The following is a 17,232-nucleotide window of genomic DNA, read 5'->3' on the forward strand; positions in this document are numbered from 1 at the left end:
TACTTTGTAACTCTATAACAATATTTTTTAAGGGGGGACATTTTTATGTCAGAACGTAAATTATTCACGTCTGAATCTGTATCTGAGGGGCATCCGGATAAGATTGCAGACCAAATTTCAGATGCGATTTTGGATGCTATTTTAGCTAAAGATCCAGATGCGCACGTTGCTGCCGAGACAGCTGTATACACAGGTTCGGTTCATGTTTTTGGTGAAATTTCTACACATGCTTATGTAGATATTAACCGAGTGGTTCGTGATACCATTGCAGAGATTGGTTATACCAATACAGAGTATGGTTTTTCTGCGGAGACCGTTGGAGTTCATCCGTCACTTGTTGAGCAGTCACCAGATATCGCCCAAGGTGTTAACGAAGCCTTGGAAGTTCGTGGAAATGCGGATCAAGATCCACTGGACTTGATTGGAGCTGGAGACCAAGGTCTCATGTTTGGATTTGCAGTAGATGAGACAGAGGAACTCATGCCATTGCCAATTTCACTCAGTCATAAACTGGTTCGTCGTTTGGCAGAACTTCGCAAGTCTGGTGAAATCAGCTATCTTCGCCCTGATGCTAAATCACAAGTTACAGTTGAGTATGATGAAAATGACCGTCCAGTGCGCGTGGACACAGTCGTAATTTCAACTCAGCACGATCCAGAAGTCAGCAACGAACAAATTCACAAAGATGTGATTAACAAGGTCATTAAAGAAGTTATTCCGGCTTCTTACTTGGATGAGCAAACAAAATTCTTCATCAATCCAACTGGTCGTTTTGTAATCGGTGGACCTCAAGGAGACTCAGGTTTGACTGGTCGTAAGATTATCGTGGATACCTATGGTGGCTACTCTCGTCATGGTGGTGGTGCCTTCTCAGGTAAGGATGCGACGAAGGTGGACCGTTCAGCCTCTTATGCAGCTCGCTACATTGCCAAGAACATCGTTGCAGCAGGCCTTGCTAAGAAGGCAGAAGTACAATTGGCCTATGCTATCGGGGTGGCGCAACCTGTTTCTGTTCGTATCGATACTTTTGGTACAGGAACAGTAGCTGAAAGCAAGCTTGAAAAAGCAGCGCGTCAAATCTTTGACCTTCGTCCTGCAGGAATTATCCAAATGCTAGACCTTAAACGTCCAATTTACCGTCAAACAGCGGCTTATGGACACATGGGACGTACAGATATTGACCTTCCATGGGAACGTTTGGACAAGGTAGATGCATTAAAAGAAGCTGTGAAATAAAATTAAAAGATTGGTAGCTGTGAACTACCAATCTTTTTTGCAAAAGAAAACCAGCTTTTGGCTGGTCTTCTTATTTTATAGGGATTGAAATCTCAATCAATTTATCTGAATAAAGCGTCTTGATATTGGCTTCATCAATGCTACCTTTGTCGATTTTACGTTTCAAGAAGAAGTCTTGGATGGTTTCGATTTCAGGTTCACGAATAGCTCGGTGTTTGTTGGAAATGAGGATTTCATAGTGAAGCGGGGCTTGCGTGAAAACTACATCTGTGTTTCCAGCAGAATAAACCTCGACAAGAGTTGCGTCTGTGCTTTCTAATTGGCTTTTAACAAGTTGCGAGTGTGAGTTTGTCGTATTGATAAGCTTCATAACAGTTCCTCCGATTTTCTAACTCTATTATAGCACTTTTTGGATAAAATCGTGTATTTTAGTCAATTCCATGCTGGATTTTCCAAGCTTCTATTCCCCATTTATGGCTACCACGTTTGAGTTTTTCTATTGCCTCGTCAATAGGGAACCAGGCGATATGATTAAAATCTTCCAATGGTTTTTGTACTTCTTGGAAAGAAATAGCTTCATAGAGATAAGCTGGGTTGTAGTAGTAGGTATCACGGTGGCGAGAGTAGAAATACTCATCAGCTTGTCCATAATAGGTTCCAATCTCAGCTGTAAAGCCAAGTTCTTCGATTAGTTCTCTCTTCAGTGCTTCTTGATGATCTTCGCCTGCTTCAATCTCTCCACCTGGCAAGAACCAAGCACCATTGGGAGCTTGGACTAAGACGATTTGTTTTTTCTCCACATCCGGAATAACTGCGTACACGCCATAGCGAGGCTGGTAAGTCACATTCTCTTTTTTTTCACCAAAAGTTGGGTTTGCCATTGCATTTTCCTCATTCTCTAGTATCTTTATTATTATCATAATGGACGAGGGGCTAGCTGTCAAGGTTTTACAGTTATTTTAGTAAAAAAGGTGCAGAAAATGATAGACTTTCTGCACTTGTTAGATAGATTTATTCTTCTCTTTCAGAAGCAATCTCTTCTGTTTTTTCAGTTTTTTTGGCAGATTTGATTTGAATCTTGCCATTGCTTGTCATAACTGCCTTGAGGTCTTTTTCACTTGGGTTTTCAAGGTAGTAGTCTGTGATAGCATCCTCGATATGGTCTTGAATGGTACGGCGGAGTGGGCGCGCCCCCATTTTTGGATCATAACCTAGGTCAACTAACTTTTCCTTGACTTTGTCCGTTACATCTAAATGAATGTTGTTGCTGGAGAGGCGTTTGTTAACATCTACTAGCATGAGTTCGACGATTTGAAGAAGGTTGTCCTTGCTGAGAGCTTTGAACTCGATGATGCCGTCAAAACGGTTCATAAACTCTGGACTAAAGAAGTTGCCAAGTTCACCAAGGACAGAGTTGGTTCGCCCTTCACGAGCGGCTCCAAAACCAACGCTGGCTTCGGCCTTACCAGTTCCAGCATTTGAAGTCATGATAATGATGGCATCCTTAAAGCTAACTGTGCGTCCTTGCCCATCTGTCAAACGACCATCGTCCAAGACTTGAAGGAACATGTGCATCACATCTGGATGGGCTTTCTCGACCTCATCGAGAAGGATGAGAGAATATGGGTTGCGACGAACCTTTTCAGTCAGCTGCCCAGCTTCATCATAACCAACATAACCTGGAGGGGCTCCGACCAATTTAGCCACACTGTGTTTTTCCATGTATTCACTCATATCAAAGCGAATCATGCTGTCAGCAGAACCAAAGAGCTCAATGGCTAGTTGTTTAGAGAGTTCTGTCTTACCGACACCAGTTGGTCCGACAAAGAGGAAGCTTCCGATTGGGCGGTTAGGAGTTCCAAGTCCAACACGATTACGACGGATGGCCTTGGCAATCTTATCGACAGCTTCATCTTGACCAATGACATGAGCTTTGAGGTCGTCTGCTAGATGGATAAGCTGAGACTGTTCTTTTTCTTTGAGTTCTCCAACAGGGATATTGGTTTTCTGCTCAATGATATGTTCGATTGTTTTCTCGCTGATGATTGGAGTATCCTGATCTGTCACCTTGTTCTTTTGCATTTCTTTGTACTTGGCAATCTGATCGCGGAAATAAGCAGCCTTTTCAAAGTCTTCCTCTCGTGTAGCTTGCGCCTTGAGATTTTCAGCTTCAATTAAACGCTGATCAATCACTTTAGGATCAACAAAATTCAGTGTCAGATTCATCTTAGAACCAGCTTCATCCAACAGGTCAATAGCCTTGTCTGGCAAGAAGCGGTCTTGGATATAGCGGTTGGAAAGATTTGCAGCAGCTTCGATAGCAGCATCAGTATACTTGACGTGATGGTAGTCTTCGTATTTCTTTTGAACTCCTTTAAGGATGATAATGGTTTCTTCGACAGTTGGTTCATCTACCTTGACAGGCTGCATACGGCGCTCTAGAGCAGCATCTTTTTCAATGATGCGGTATTCATTGAGAGTAGTGGCACCAACCATTTGCAATTCACCACGGGCAAGAGCAGGTTTGAGGATATTTCCTGCATCCATATTGCCATCGCCAGCAGATCCTGCACCAACAATTTCATGGATTTCGTCGATAAAGAGGATGATGTCCTCACGTTTGCGAATTTCTTCCATGAGTTTTTGCATACGTTCTTCAAATTGGCCTCGAATCCCTGTTCCTTGAACTAGACTAACCACATCCAGACGGATGACCTGCTTGCCTTGGAGTTTATGGGGAACATCACCATCGACAATCTTCTGAGCTAGACCCTCAACAACAGCTGTTTTACCAACACCTGGTTCTCCGATAAGGACAGGATTGTTCTTGGTTCGACGGTTGAGGATTTCAATAACGCGGATAATCTCCTCATCTCGACCGATAACAGGGTCGATATCTCCCCGACGAGCAATCTCAGTAATATTGATACCATATTCCTCTAGGAGTCCTTTTTCTTGACTAGGAGGTGTTTGAACAGGTCCGCGGTTTTGAGGTCCATAACCACCGTTTCCTCCATATCCTCCACCAGATTGAGTTGGAGGGACGTTATTTGAAGAAGGTTTGAAATTGTTCAAATCATTGAAAAAGTCGCCGAAAGGATCAAAGTCATGATTGTTTAAGTCAGTCATTCCTTTAAAGAGGGTATTATTTGGATCTGTTTTGATAATTTTATAGCAATTTTGACAGAGATCAATTTGCTTTTGCTGTCCATTGATATTGGTATACAGATGAATTGTTGAGTCGTTAATTTTACAGTTTTGACAGAGCATACATCTACCTCATTTCATTCTTATTCTTGGCCTAAGAAAAAGGTCAAGAATAGTCAAAGTTTTATACTCTCATTATAGCATGATTAAGGTGTAAAGCAAGTAAAAAGATTGGGAAGTGGTCGTTTTTAAAAGAAGGATCTATGGAGAATCCAGCGACATTGAAGGTAAGAAAAAATCCCATTTGTGGTGACAAAAAGGATTCTCATTCATCGGGCCTTACTGCCCGTTGTTTTTATATTAGTAAAGGAGTTCGTAGATCTCCATTGCAATCAAATCAATGCTATCAAAGGTATAAGTTTCACGAGCTTCTACATCGCGAAGGGTGAAGAGTGATCCGTTTTCTTCGTCGTGGCTGTATGCAACTTCTGCGACAACAACACCTTCACGTTCAAAATTACGTTTTAGATTTCCACCATCTTTTGTCATTGCTTCTAGGCGGTTAATGATTCTAACCAAATGTGATTCCATTTTGATTCTCCTCCATTTCTTATCGTTTCTATTTTACCATAAACAAGAGGTAGTTGACTAGAAAAAAACTGTGATTTCTCTCTATTTCTCTATTCTATCAAGTTAATTGTTAAAATTAGGGAAAAAGGATTGCATTTTAATTCAATTCATGTTATAATAATACAATCTAATACATAGAAAGTTGATTGAATATGAATTTTTCTTTTTTACCAAAGTATTTACCGTATTTTAACTATGGTGCTCTGATTACCGTATTGATTTCCATCCTTGTTGTCTGCTTAGGGACCATTATAGGTGTGTTACTGGCCTTTGCCCAACGTTCACGCTTTAAACCGCTCGTTTGGTTTGCAAATGTCTATGTTTGGATTTTCCGTGGGACGCCAATGATGGTTCAAATAATGATTGCCTTTGCTCTTATGCATATCAATGCTCCGACTATCCAAGTGGGAATTTTAGGAGTTGATCTTTCTCGTTTGATTCCTGGTATTCTGATTATTTCTATGAATAGTGGTGCTTACGTTTCAGAAACTGTTCGTGCGGGGATCAATGCCGTTCCTAAAGGGCAGTTAGAGGCTGCATATTCTCTAGGTATTCGTCCCAAAAATGCCATGCGTTATGTCATTTTGCCACAAGCTATCAAAAATATTCTTCCAGCTCTGGGAAATGAATTTATCACCATTATCAAGGATAGTTCCCTCTTGTCTGCGATTGGAGTTATGGAGTTGTGGAATGGTGCAACGACAGTAGCAACAACAACGTATTTACCGTTGACTCCTCTTTTATTTGCGGCCTTTTACTATTTGATTATGACCTCTGTTTTGACAGTGGCGTTGAAAGCATTTGAAAAACATATTGGACAAGGAGACAAGAAATAATGACAGAAACCTTGATTAAAATTGAAGAACTACATAAGTCTTTTGGGAAAAATGAAGTTTTAAAAGGCATCAACCTTGAGATTAAACGAGGAGAAGTTGTGGTCATTATCGGTCCGTCAGGGAGCGGGAAATCAACTCTCCTTCGTTCGATGAATCTCCTTGAAGAAGCAAGTAAAGGTAAGGTTATCTTTGAAGGAGTTGATATCACTGATAAGAAAAATGACCTTTTTGCTATGCGTGAAAAGATGGGCATGGTATTCCAACAATTCAACCTCTTTCCCAATATGACAGTGATGGAAAATATCACTTTATCACCAATTAAAACCAAAGGTGAAAGCAAGGAAGTTGCGGAGAAAAGAGCACAGGAACTGTTAGAAAAAGTTGGCTTGCCAGACAAGGCAACGGCCTACCCACAGAGTTTGTCAGGTGGTCAGCAACAACGGATTGCCATTGCACGTGGACTTGCTATGGAACCAGATGTTTTGCTCTTTGATGAGCCGACTTCGGCCCTAGACCCTGAGATGGTTGGAGAAGTCCTAGCTGTTATGCAAGACCTCGCTAAATCAGGGATGACTATGGTGATTGTGACGCATGAAATGGGCTTTGCGCGTGAGGTAGCAGACCGTGTTATCTTTATGGCGGATGGGGTTGTTGTCGAAGATGGAACACCAGAGGAGATTTTCGATCAAACAAAAGAACAACGGACCAAGGAATTTTTGAGTAAGGTTTTGTAAAGAGAAGATTTTAATTTACTAACAACCTGATAAACTAGTAACTTAAAATTAGAAGAAAGCTTTTAATTTGACTTTAAGCTACACAAAAATTATAGGAGAATCAAATATGGATTTTGAAAATCTATTTCCTAAAATTGTATTTAACACACTTATGAATCAGTTTGAGATTCCGAGTGACTCTAAATGTATATGTCTTTCAGGTAAACTTTATAAAAATTGTTGTAAAGCCTATGTTGATTCTCTTAACGAAGCTACAAGAGATTACGAAACAATTAGTAAAAAGATTGGATTAAAGAAATTTCAGAATGCAAAACAAAGAACTGATAAACGAAGTGCGCCAAATATCTTAGGGGAAAAGATTGAAAAACGAGCTCGCAAAAAATTATCGTTTTGCTTTGTCAGAGAACTATTTGAGGAAGATAATATTTCTATGAATTGTTCGTCTAAAATTATTAAGGCACATACAATAGCAGAGAAAAATTTAAAGAAATTACAAACAGAGACAGAGGAGTTGTATACTTTCAATGATCATGCTTTTGTTGAAGAGTTCGATATTGAGCATGTTGATTTATTTTATAAGAAAATAAATCCAACAACTGCAAGCAAGTATACAATGTTTTGTGGTAATCATGATAATTTAATTTTTTCAGATATTGAGAATGATAATAAGGTTTTTTTCAAGAAAGAAAAAGAGTACATAGAGGCGTTAGAATATTCAATAAAAGCTGCTTCTTTTGAACTATACTATAAATTGTTGCAGATTTTTTATCTAGCTGAGTATTTTATAGATTCGAAAGAAATTTATAACTCAGATTTTATTAGAGCATATAAAAGTGAAATTGACTATTATTGTGTGTTTAAAAAATATTTAAAACGATTATTAATTGATTACAAGGAATATACAACTTATGGTAAAATTAATATGAATTTTAAATATGATATTAGGCATTTACAAACTTCAAAGATTGGATTCTCGTTATCGGAGTGTATGACGAATGATTGCGATGAAGTTGTTTTTGTTAATGTATTTAACAGTGAGAATGCTTATGTTGTATTATCCACTTATGGTGATTTTGGTAAAAAAATTGAAGACTATGAATTAATAGAGTTTATATTGATTAATTCTACCAATATATTCTTTAATAAAGAATTTTTTGAAAATCTATCAAGAGAAGAGAAAAGTTCCCTATTTAAAATTAGAAGAGGATTAAATAATTTTGAAGATGGAATCAATTTATTAAGTGTTTTAAGAAAATTACTAAACTATTAAAGAAAAGCTTGACAAGGGCTTTTTCTTATAGTTTCAGACTATAAGGTCCATTAGGCAAGAAGTGTTAGGATGGCGAATTATTTTTTGATATAATAGAGGATATTTGATAGAAAAGAGAAGAGATATGGCACAGATTATCGATGGGAAGGCTCTTGCAGCTAAGTTACAAGGACAGTTGGCTGAAAAGACGGCCAAACTAAAAGAAGAAACAGGTCTAGTTCCAGGATTGGTGGTGATTTTGGTGGGGGACAATCCTGCCAGCCAAGTCTACGTTCGCAACAAGGAACGATCAGCTCTCGCTGCTGGCTTCCGTAGTGAAGTAGTGCGAGTTCCAGAGACCATTACCCAAGCGGAATTGTTAGACTTGATTGCCAAATACAATCAAGATCCAGCTTGGCATGGGATTTTGGTCCAGTTACCTTTACCCAAACATATCGATGAAGAGGCAGTTTTATTAGCCATTGACCCCGAAAAAGACGTGGATGGTTTCCATCCTCTAAACATGGGTCGCCTCTGGTCTGGTCATCCAGTTATGATTCCTTCAACACCTGCAGGAATTATGGAAATGTTTCATGAATATGGGATTGATCTAGAAGGTAAAAATGCGGTTGTCATCGGTCGTTCAAATATTGTTGGAAAACCGATGGCTCAGCTTCTTTTGGCTAAAAATGCAACAGTGACTTTGACTCACTCACGTACCCATCATCTTGCCAAGGTGGCTGCTAAAGCAGATATTCTGGTGGTTGCTATCGGTCGCGCTAAGTTTGTGACTGCTGACTTTGTCAAACAAGGAGCGGTTGTCATTGATGTTGGGATGAACCGAGATGAAAATGGAAAGCTTTGTGGAGATGTTGACTATGATGCTGTTGAACCACTTGCTAGTCACATCACACCTGTACCGGGTGGAGTTGGTCCTATGACGATTACCATGCTAATGGAGCAAACCTATCAGGCAGCACTTCGAACACTGAACAAGGATTAGGAAGATGAAATTCGTATTTGATCTGGATGGGACGCTGTCTTTTGACTATATGACCATTGATGAGGAGATTAAGCAGGTTCTTTTAAAGGCTGAAGATTATGGGCATGAGATTGTGTTTGCTTCAGCTCGCTCTTATCGGGATTGTTTGGGTTTATTAGGCCCTGAACTCAGTCAGCGCTTGGTTATAGGTTTGAATGGTGGTGTAGCCTATTATCTGGGGAAAGCTATCTATGAAAGAAATCTCGATGCTAGAGTTTATCAGGCGCTAGTGGATTATTGCCAGACTTATAATCTCCCTTTCTTTGTAGATGATCGCTTTGACTATAGTGGTCAGATTGTAGAGAAGATTCCATTTATTTCCAGTGTGGATCCCCTAAAGGTGGCTCGTCATCAGAAACTTGAGGACTTAGGGACTCCGATTAAGGTAGTCGTTTATATGGGTGACCATGAGGATTTGCTTGATGATCTGCTTGGTCAGCTAGAAAGACTAGGCCAGGCTCATCTCTCCTATCATGCGCATGAAAAGTGCCTTTATGTTAATCCATTGGATACTCATAAGGCGACAACTGTTGAAAAGTTATGCGGGGAGAACTTCATCGCTTTTGGAAATGACCAAAACGATATTGAATTGTTTAAAACGTCTCTTTATTCAGTCCAGATAGGAGATTTTGCTGGTCTTACTCCATATGCAGATGACACGTTAGAGCTAAAAGGAGCTCCTTCTCCAGCAGTGGCAGCTAAGATCTTACAGACTTTTGCGGAATTTAAGGGAAAATAGTGTAGAAGGAGGTTCGCCTTCTTTTTATGTAGAGTAATGCAGTCTATAAACTATAAATTTGAAGTTTGAAAAAGATATTAATGGAATTCAATTTGTAGTAGAAAGAGTCTAGAACCGAAAGCTATTTTCATTGCAACTATTCCTTTTAAATGACCCCTTCTTATATATCATTTTATTGGGTTAAATTAATGGAAAATAATTGCAATTTAAGGTGCCTTTTGATATATTTAATATATAAAATATATTATAAAACTTGGTACTTGTTTGTGTATTCAGAAGGAGGTTATTTTTTAAAATAAAGTAAACGCTTACTTTGTATCAAGAAAAAGAAATGAGGATTTTAATGAACAAAAGACTTTTTGATAAACGTTGTCATTATAGCATTCGTAAATTTGCAATAGGTGCGGCATCTGTAATGATTGGGGCTAGTATATTTGGTATTTCTGCTGTACAAGCTGAGGAGGTGGCTTCATCCAATGCTAAAACAGAAGAAACAACTGTTCATCAAGCTCAACCTTTAGATAAGCTTCCCGATGATGTGGTAGCTGCTATTGCAAAGGCTGATGAGAATGGTGGGCGTGAGTTTGTAAAACCAAAAGCTGAATCGGCAGAAGACAAAGTGACTAAGGATACAGAACCTACTACACCTACTAACGAGAGTAGTCGTGAATTGGTTAGTCCTAAAGGGGAAACTCCAAATAAAGTAGAAGAAGGAAACAAGGCTGATAACAAACAGAAATCTGAAGAGGCAAATCCAAAGCCTGTTGAATCTGCAGTAACAGCTGGAACAGAAGTGAAAGAGGATTCTAAAAAAACTTCTGAAAAGGACCAAGTGAAAGCAGACACAGAGATTAAACCTTCTTCTGAAAAATCGCAAGTGCTGTCTAGAGAGTCAAACAAAGCCGAAGTTGAAAAGGAAAAACAGCTATTATCGGAACGAAAACAAGATTTTAATAAAGATTGGTATTTTAAACTAAATGCCCAAGGAGATTTTTCAAAAAAAGATGTGGATGTTCATGATTGGTCTAAATTGAATCTTCCTCATGATTGGAGTATTTATTTTGACTTTGATCACAAGTCTCCCGCTCGTAATGAAGGTGGGCAGTTAAATGGTGGAACAGCTTGGTATCGTAAGACTTTCATATTAGACGAAGCAGACAAGAATAAGGATGTTCGTATCAATTTTGATGGGGTTTACATGGATTCAAAGGTCTATGTAAATGGTAAATTTGTCGGACATTATCCAAGTGGCTATAATCATTTTTCATATGATATCACAGAATTTTTAAACAAGGATGGTAGTGAAAATTCAATTACTGTTCAAGTGACCAATAAGCAACCAAGTAGTCGTTGGTATTCAGGAAGTGGGATTTATCGTGATGTAACCCTTAGTTATCGTGATAAAGTCCATGTTGCCGAAAATGGTAATCATATCAATACTCCAAAACTTGCTGAGCAAAAAGAAGGGAATGTTGAAACACAGGTTCAAAGTAAGATTAAAAATACGGATAAGAAGGCTGCTAAAGTCTTTGTGGAACAACAAATTTTTACTAAGGAAGGTAAGGTTGTTTCAGAATTAGTCCGCTCTGAAACGAAGAATTTAGCAGAAAATGAAACTGCAGATTTCAGACAAACAATCCTAGTTAATAAACCAACTCTTTGGACGACAAAAAGTTATCATCCTCAACTGTATGTGTTGAAAACAAAGGTTTATAAAGAAGGTCAACTGGTTGATGTAACAGAAGATACATTTGGTTACCGTTATTTCAATTGGACTGCTAAGGAAGGTTTCTCTCTGAATGGTGAACGCATGAAATTCCACGGAGTAAGTATTCACCATGACAATGGAGCCTTGGGGGCAGAAGAGAATTATAAGGCTACCTATCGTAAATTAAAACTCTTGAAAGATATGGGGGTTAACTCTATTCGAACAACCCACAATCCAGCGAGTCCTCAGTTGCTTGATGCTGCAGCTAGTTTAGGTCTTTTGGTTCAAGAGGAAGCTTTTGATACTTGGTATGGTGGCAAGAAGACTTACGACTATGGACGGTTCTTTGATCAAGATGCAACTCATCCGGAGGCTAAGAAGGGTGAGAAGTGGTCTGATTTTGATCTCAGAACAATGGTAGAACGTGATAAGAACAATCCGTCTATCGTCATGTGGTCTCTTGGAAATGAGGTAGAGGAGGCAAATGGTAGTCCTCGTTCTATCGAAACTGCTAAACGCTTGAAGGCAGTTATCAAAGCGATTGATACTGAGCGTTATGTAACCATGGGGGAAAACAAATTTAGTCGTGCGGCGACAGGTGATTTCTTGAAACTCGCGGAAATTATGGATGCTGTCGGTATGAACTATGGTGAACGTAATTATGATGCTGTTCGTAGAGCGCATCCAGACTGGCTCATTTATGGTTCTGAAACTTCTTCAGCTACTAGGACGCGTGATTCTTATTATAACCCTGCTCAAATCCTTGGACATGACAATCGTCCAAATCGTCACTATGAACAATCTGACTATGGTAATGACCGTGTTGGATGGGGAAGAACAGCTACTGAATCATGGACTTTTGACCGTGATCGTGCTGGCTATGCTGGACAATTTATCTGGACAGGAATTGACTATATTGGAGAACCGACTCCATGGCATAACCAAGATAGTACACCTGTCAAGAGCTCTTACTTTGGTATTATTGATACAGCTGGTTTACCAAAGAATGATTTCTACCTTTACCGTAGTGAATGGTATAGTGCTAAAGAAAAGCCAACTGTTCGCATTTTACCACATTGGAACTGGACTGAAGAGACCCTTAAGGATCGCAAGATGCTGATTGATGGAAAGGTTCCGGTTCGTACCTTCTCAAATGCTGCAAGCGTCGAATTGTTCTTAAATGGAGAGTCGCTTGGTAAAAAGGAATTTACTAAGAAAAGGACAGAAGATGGACGTCCATATCATGAGGGAGCTAAACCAAGTGAATTGTATCTTGAGTGGCTTGTGAAATACCAACCAGGCACACTGACTGCGATTGCTCGAGATGAAAATGGCAACGAAATTGCGCGTGATAGTGTGACAACTGCTGGGGAGCCAGCAAGAGTTCGTCTGACTAAAGAAGAGCATGTTATCACTGCAGATGGAAAGGACCTATCCTACATCCATTATGAAATTGTTGATGGCGATGGTAATGTGGTTCCTACAGCTAACAATCTTGTTCATTTCAATCTTCATGGTCAGGGACAAATCGTTGGTGTGGATAATGGAGAACAAGCTAGTCGTGAACGCTACAAAGCTCAAGCAGATGGAACATGGCAAAGACGTGCTTTCAATGGTAAAGGGATTGTCATTGTAAAATCAACAGAAAAAGAAGGTAAATTTACTCTTTATGCAGATTCTGCTGGTTTGACATCTGATAGCGCAACGGTCGCAACGGTGTCTGGTAAGAAAGAAAATCGTCACTTTGTAGCCTTTGCTCCTGTAAAAGCAACAACTGATGTGACGACAAATCCTGAATTACCTCAAACAGTAACAGCTATTTATAGTGACGGTAGTGTTGAGGAAAAGACTGTAACTTGGGAAATGCCATCTGACTTGCTTACAAGCGCAGGTGAGAAAAAAGTATCTGGACGTGTAGAAGGTTTGGAAACTAAAGCTGAGGCACTTGTTAAAGTGATTGCTTTAGATAGATGGTTACCAAAAGTTGCTACAGTCCCAGTTGGAACGAATGCGGCTGATTTGGATAAAACGGTCACAGCTGTTCTGACAGATGGTAGCTTGATTGATACTGATGTTGTTTCTTGGACCTTGAAAGACCCTGCTGCTTTGAACAAGGAAGGTGGACGTACGGAGGCTACTGGTAAATTGGTAGATGACGACCGTGAAGTGACTGCAACCTTTATCGCAAGTAGTAAGGAAACAACAAGTAGCATTACAGGACTTACTGTTGGGGATAAAGCTCTTGAGAATTTTGAGTCTGGCAAGACCTATTACCGTGTATCCCTTCCTTACACTGCAACTATTCCAAGTGTTGGAGCTCAGACTACCGGATATCAAGTAACTGTTCAGCAAGCTTCTGCTGATAATGGTTATCAGGCTTCTGTCTTCTTGAGTGACCAAAAGGGTGACTTGGTTCAAACTTACTTAATTCAGTTTGTGAAGGAAGCTCCTGCTTTGAAACGTTTGGAAGTGGTTGTAGAAGGAAAAGAAACTGCCACTGAAGATCAAGTATTAACTTATCACGTCATTGGTCGTTATGAGGATGGTTCACAAACAGAGTTTGCGGCTTCAGATATTCACTTAGAAGCTAAATCATCAGATGGGGGACATCTTGAGGTGAATGGTCAGAATCTATTGCTCTATACTAAGGGAAGAGTGACTTTGACACCTCGAATCGATAATCAAACAGAGAAAACAGAATCTGTAACCACTGAAGTGGTGATTAAAGAAAATAAAGTCAGCAAGAAGATTGTGAAACTTCATCCTGTGTCTGTTTCTACAGATATCAATCAGCAACCGAATCTACCTAAAGAAGTTGGAGCAGAATTTGATAAGGGCTTGCCACGCAAAGTATCTGTAGCTTGGGATAAGGTAGATGAAAAAGAGTTGGGGCACTATCATAGCTTTACGCTTAAAGGACATGTGGAAGGCACAGATATTGAAGCTCAAGCGACTGTAACGGTTGAAGGATTGCAAGTTGCAGAGGAAATCAGTCTCACAGTACCTAAGGGTGAGACGGTTCAATTGCCAGCTAATGTTCGGGCTTACCATTCTAACGGAACAACTATCTATAAAGATGTTGTTTGGGATCAGGTTCCAGCCAACTTTAGTCAAACTGAAGGGGTCTATGAAATCAATGGTCGTTTAGTAGGTAGCAATCTGACAACTAAAGCTCATGTTCGAGTATCTAGTCAAGTGGTTGCTGGAAATAATATTTCTAAACAATGGACAGGTTCACAATTACCAGCTGCCATTGTATCCAATACAGGAGGAGATGACACAGCCAACACCTTGAACGATTTGACTGTATCAAGAACGCCATCAGATGCTAAAAATAGATGGACTACTTGGAGAACAAATACTGATAATGACTGGGCTTCTATCTTATTTGGTAATTCAGGAGACTTGACGAAGCGTTTTGTCAACAATTTGTCGGTTGATTTCTATACTGATGGAGCAATTGGTCTTCCAAAAGAATATGTAGTTGAATATTATGTAGGTAAAGAAATTCCAGATTTACCAAGTGATGTCAGTCATGCGCAACGAGATAGCAATCATCCATTTAATAATCCAGACAATTGGAAAGCAGTTGAAAACTTACATGCTCCAAGTCAGCTGTCTGCAACTCAAACCAATCACTTCACATTTGATAAGGTCGAAACCTACGCTGTTCGTATTCGTATGAAGAAAGCAGATGGAACATCAGGTGTTGGTCTGACAGAGCTAACTGTGCTTGGAAACAAGGTCTTAAGTGAAACAAGTTCAGAGATTTCTATCAAGGTAGATGGCAAGGATCTTGAACATTTTAATCCATCTAAGACAGATTACTATATTCCTCAATCTAGTAAAGAAATCACAGCAACAGCTAGTAATAATGGTTTGGTAACAGTTGTTCCTGCAACAAGTCCAAAAGGTGCAACACGTCTCATCTTGAAAGCAGAAGATGGTACGGTGTTGAAAGAATATCGAATTTTCCGCAATGATGAGAGAGAAACTAGTCAACCTCTTGCTGCAGAAAACAGTGCTAAAATCTTGAATGTTGGAGACAATCTTCAACTTCCTTCAGAAGTAAGTGTTTATTATCCAACTTCAACTAATTGGACTACAGATAAACTTGCAGTGAAGTGGGATGCTATTCCTGAACATGCGACAGAGCATGAGGGAACATTTGAAGTTACCGGTCATGTCATTGGTACAAATCTAACGACTAAAATGCAGGTGACAGTTGTTGCTAAAGGCAATCAAGTCATTTCAGAAAATCCAAGCAACAATGAAACTGATTCTAAAGCCTTTGCTTCGACAACGAACGATACTCAAGCAGCTTCACATGATCGAATTTTCTATATCAATGATGGAAAATACAATGAAGATGGACGTTGGACAAACTGGTCTCGTACTCCGAAAAATCAAGAAACTTCTGTTGGATTACTCTTTAAGAAGGATGGAAAAATTGCTTCTCAATCTATTGGGAAAGTAGCCATTCAGTTCTTTAAAGATAGTGGCACAGATGCTCCAGAGAAAATGGTTCTAGAAAGATATATTGGTCCTGCTTTTACAGAACCAAGTACGATTTCTCGTTACGAAGAAAATGCCGATCATCCATTTAACAAGGCAGAAAATTGGGTACCAATTTCTTACAAAGCTTCTGGAGAATTAGTAGCTGGTAAACCAATCGAGTTTAACTTTGAACCGGTTCAAACGACAGCTATTCGTGCGCGCATGACTCGTAAGGCTACCACCAATGGTCTTGCACTTGTAGAATTTACAGCCTACTCTGCAGGCAAGGGATCAGAAGTGGAAACACCATCAGCGACTATTTCGATCGACGGAAAAGCATTGGAAAACTTTGATCCAAATGTGACAGATTACACTCTAACAACAATGGGTTCAAAACCAAAAGTCACTGCAACAACTAGTGGATATGGAGTAGTTACAGTTGTGGATTCTGGAAATGCCAATCTTCCAACACTGGTTCGTCTTGTTTCCAAAGATGGAAATCTGGTGAAAGAATATCGTTTACACTTTAAGTCTACCTTCCAAACAACACCAACAGAAGGCGTTAAGAACTTAGTAGCAGAAACTCCAAGTTTGGAAATTGAAAAGACTCCGCTTCCGTTTAAAGAAGTTATTCGTGAAAACCCTGAACTTGCTCAAGGTCAACGTCGTATCGTTTCTGAAGGACAAGATGGAGAAAAAGTTGACTATATTCAAGTTTTGGGTACTACTAGAAGTCTTGTTCATTCTGAAGAAAGAAAGGCTCAGGATCGCATTGTTGAAGTAGGAGTGAAAGCATCTATTTCAAGTAGTAAAGGCGAGGAGCCAGCTCCAGTCAATGAAGTTCCAGAATTCAAAGGAGGTGCTAACTTTGTAGAAGCAGCAGTAAACGAAGTTCCAGAATACACAGGAACTCTTGCTACTGTAGGAGATCAAGCGGCACCAAGCGTTGAGAAACCTGAATTTAAGGGTGGCGTTAATGCTGTAATGGCTCTAGAACATAAACTTCCAGAGTATCGTGGTGTTCTAGCCACGGTAGGAAATGAGGAAGCGCCTGTTCTTGAAAAACCAGATTATCCAGTAGAGCTATTAGCTCATGACCAGACTATAAAACCAAATGTTTCAGTAGTAAAAGAAGAGCAAAATAGATTACCAGAAACAGGTGAGGGAGAATCTGAAACAGCCATTTTCTTGGCAGGTGTTAGCTTGGCCTTGTCAGCAGCCCTATTAACTGCAAAACGAAAAGAGGATTAGTTTGTGCGTCTAATGCTATCCTATTGGTATAGCTTGGTCGATGATAAAAAATCACATCGATAAATGAGTTGAAGAGATGGAGAGGACCGATTGGCCTCTCCGTCTTTACTAGTAAAAATGGAATCGTTTACTTTCGTTTTTGGATGAAAGGAGATAAGATAAA

11 protein-coding genes are annotated in these 17,232 nt (G+C 39.6%); 7 read left to right on the plus strand and 4 right to left on the minus strand.

The annotated features are described in order from the left end of the window. Positions 1-45: 45 nt before the first annotated feature. Complete coding sequence (gene metK, locus AB2B49_RS08435; RefSeq protein WP_049504952.1) at positions 46-1,236, plus strand: methionine adenosyltransferase; 1,191 nt, start codon at positions 46-48, stop codon at positions 1,234-1,236. A gap of 70 nt (positions 1,237-1,306) precedes the next feature. On the opposite strand, the gene AB2B49_RS08440 is transcribed toward metK, so the two are convergent. The 4 genes from AB2B49_RS08440 to AB2B49_RS08455 form a co-directional block, all read right to left on the minus strand. Then, positions 1,307-1,606, minus strand: coding sequence for a DUF1827 family protein (locus AB2B49_RS08440; RefSeq protein WP_000767205.1), 300 nt, complete (start codon positions 1,604-1,606; stop codon positions 1,307-1,309). Positions 1,607-1,664: 58 nt separating this feature from the next. Beyond that, the gene (locus AB2B49_RS08445) at positions 1,665-2,117 is read right to left on the minus strand and encodes an NUDIX hydrolase (protein WP_049504954.1); all 453 of its coding nucleotides are present in this window, start codon (positions 2,115-2,117) and stop codon (positions 1,665-1,667) included. A 130-nt stretch (positions 2,118-2,247) separates the two neighbouring features. Further along, the gene (locus tag AB2B49_RS08450) at positions 2,248-4,506 is read right to left on the minus strand and encodes an ATP-dependent Clp protease ATP-binding subunit (RefSeq protein ID WP_049504956.1); all 2,259 of its coding nucleotides are present in this window, start codon (positions 4,504-4,506) and stop codon (positions 2,248-2,250) included. Positions 4,507-4,743: 237 nt separating this feature from the next. Continuing rightward, entirely contained in the window at positions 4,744-4,974 is a 231-nt protein-coding gene (locus tag AB2B49_RS08455; RefSeq protein ID WP_000443577.1) for a DUF1797 family protein, read from the minus strand. 191 nt (positions 4,975-5,165) lie between these two features. Here AB2B49_RS08455 and AB2B49_RS08460 point away from each other — a divergent pair, with 191 nt between their 5' ends. The 6 genes from AB2B49_RS08460 (at position 5,166) to AB2B49_RS08485 (ending at position 17,069) form a co-directional block, all read left to right on the plus strand. Further along, positions 5,166-5,849: an amino acid ABC transporter permease gene (locus AB2B49_RS08460; protein WP_001011622.1), complete on the plus strand. Its 684-nt coding sequence runs from the start codon at positions 5,166-5,168 to the stop codon at positions 5,847-5,849. Then, positions 5,849-6,583 carry an amino acid ABC transporter ATP-binding protein gene (locus AB2B49_RS08465; RefSeq protein ID WP_000140925.1) on the plus strand — a complete coding sequence of 245 codons (735 nt, stop codon included), beginning with the start codon at positions 5,849-5,851 and terminating at the stop codon, positions 6,581-6,583. Before AB2B49_RS08460 ends, AB2B49_RS08465 begins: the two co-directional genes overlap by 1 nt. A 106-nt stretch (positions 6,584-6,689) precedes the next feature. Next, the gene (locus AB2B49_RS08470; protein WP_049504958.1) at positions 6,690-7,853 is read left to right on the plus strand and encodes a hypothetical protein; all 1,164 of its coding nucleotides are present in this window, start codon (positions 6,690-6,692) and stop codon (positions 7,851-7,853) included. Positions 7,854-7,977: 124 nt separating this feature from the next. Continuing rightward, on the plus strand, positions 7,978-8,835 hold the full coding sequence (locus tag AB2B49_RS08475; RefSeq protein WP_320692064.1) for a bifunctional methylenetetrahydrofolate dehydrogenase/methenyltetrahydrofolate cyclohydrolase: 858 nt from the start codon (positions 7,978-7,980) through the stop codon (positions 8,833-8,835). Between the two features lie 4 nt (positions 8,836-8,839). Then, positions 8,840-9,613, plus strand: a complete 774-nt coding sequence (locus tag AB2B49_RS08480) for an HAD hydrolase family protein (protein WP_049504962.1) — start codon at positions 8,840-8,842, stop codon at positions 9,611-9,613. A gap of 343 nt (positions 9,614-9,956) precedes the next feature. Further along, a complete protein-coding gene (locus AB2B49_RS08485; RefSeq protein ID WP_320692065.1) occupies positions 9,957-17,069 on the plus strand; it encodes an SIALI-17 repeat-containing surface protein in 7,113 nt (2,370 codons plus the stop codon). The last annotated feature ends 163 nt before the right edge of the window (positions 17,070-17,232 follow it).

Source organism: Streptococcus jiangnanensis, assembly GCF_040888325.1.
Lineage (GTDB): Bacteria > Bacillota > Bacilli > Lactobacillales > Streptococcaceae > Streptococcus > Streptococcus jiangnanensis.

Excerpts from the sequence above, each read along its gene's own strand:
- metK (WP_049504952.1), top strand. The coding sequence starts at position 46 with ATGTCAGAACGTAAATTATTCACGTCTGAATCTGTATCTGAGGGGCAT.
- AB2B49_RS08440 (WP_000767205.1), bottom strand. The coding sequence starts at position 1,606 with ATGAAGCTTATCAATACGACAAACTCACACTCGCAACTTGTTAAAAGC.
- AB2B49_RS08445 (WP_049504954.1), bottom strand. The coding sequence starts at position 2,117 with ATGGCAAACCCAACTTTTGGTGAAAAAAAAGAGAATGTGACTTACCAG.
- AB2B49_RS08450 (WP_049504956.1), bottom strand. The coding sequence starts at position 4,506 with ATGCTCTGTCAAAACTGTAAAATTAACGACTCAACAATTCATCTGTAT.
- AB2B49_RS08455 (WP_000443577.1), bottom strand. The coding sequence starts at position 4,974 with ATGGAATCACATTTGGTTAGAATCATTAACCGCCTAGAAGCAATGACA.
- AB2B49_RS08460 (WP_001011622.1), top strand. The coding sequence starts at position 5,166 with ATGAATTTTTCTTTTTTACCAAAGTATTTACCGTATTTTAACTATGGT.
- AB2B49_RS08465 (WP_000140925.1), top strand. The coding sequence starts at position 5,849 with ATGACAGAAACCTTGATTAAAATTGAAGAACTACATAAGTCTTTTGGG.
- AB2B49_RS08470 (WP_049504958.1), top strand. The coding sequence starts at position 6,690 with ATGGATTTTGAAAATCTATTTCCTAAAATTGTATTTAACACACTTATG.
- AB2B49_RS08475 (WP_320692064.1), top strand. The coding sequence starts at position 7,978 with ATGGCACAGATTATCGATGGGAAGGCTCTTGCAGCTAAGTTACAAGGA.
- AB2B49_RS08480 (WP_049504962.1), top strand. The coding sequence starts at position 8,840 with ATGAAATTCGTATTTGATCTGGATGGGACGCTGTCTTTTGACTATATG.
- AB2B49_RS08485 (WP_320692065.1), top strand. The coding sequence starts at position 9,957 with ATGAACAAAAGACTTTTTGATAAACGTTGTCATTATAGCATTCGTAAA.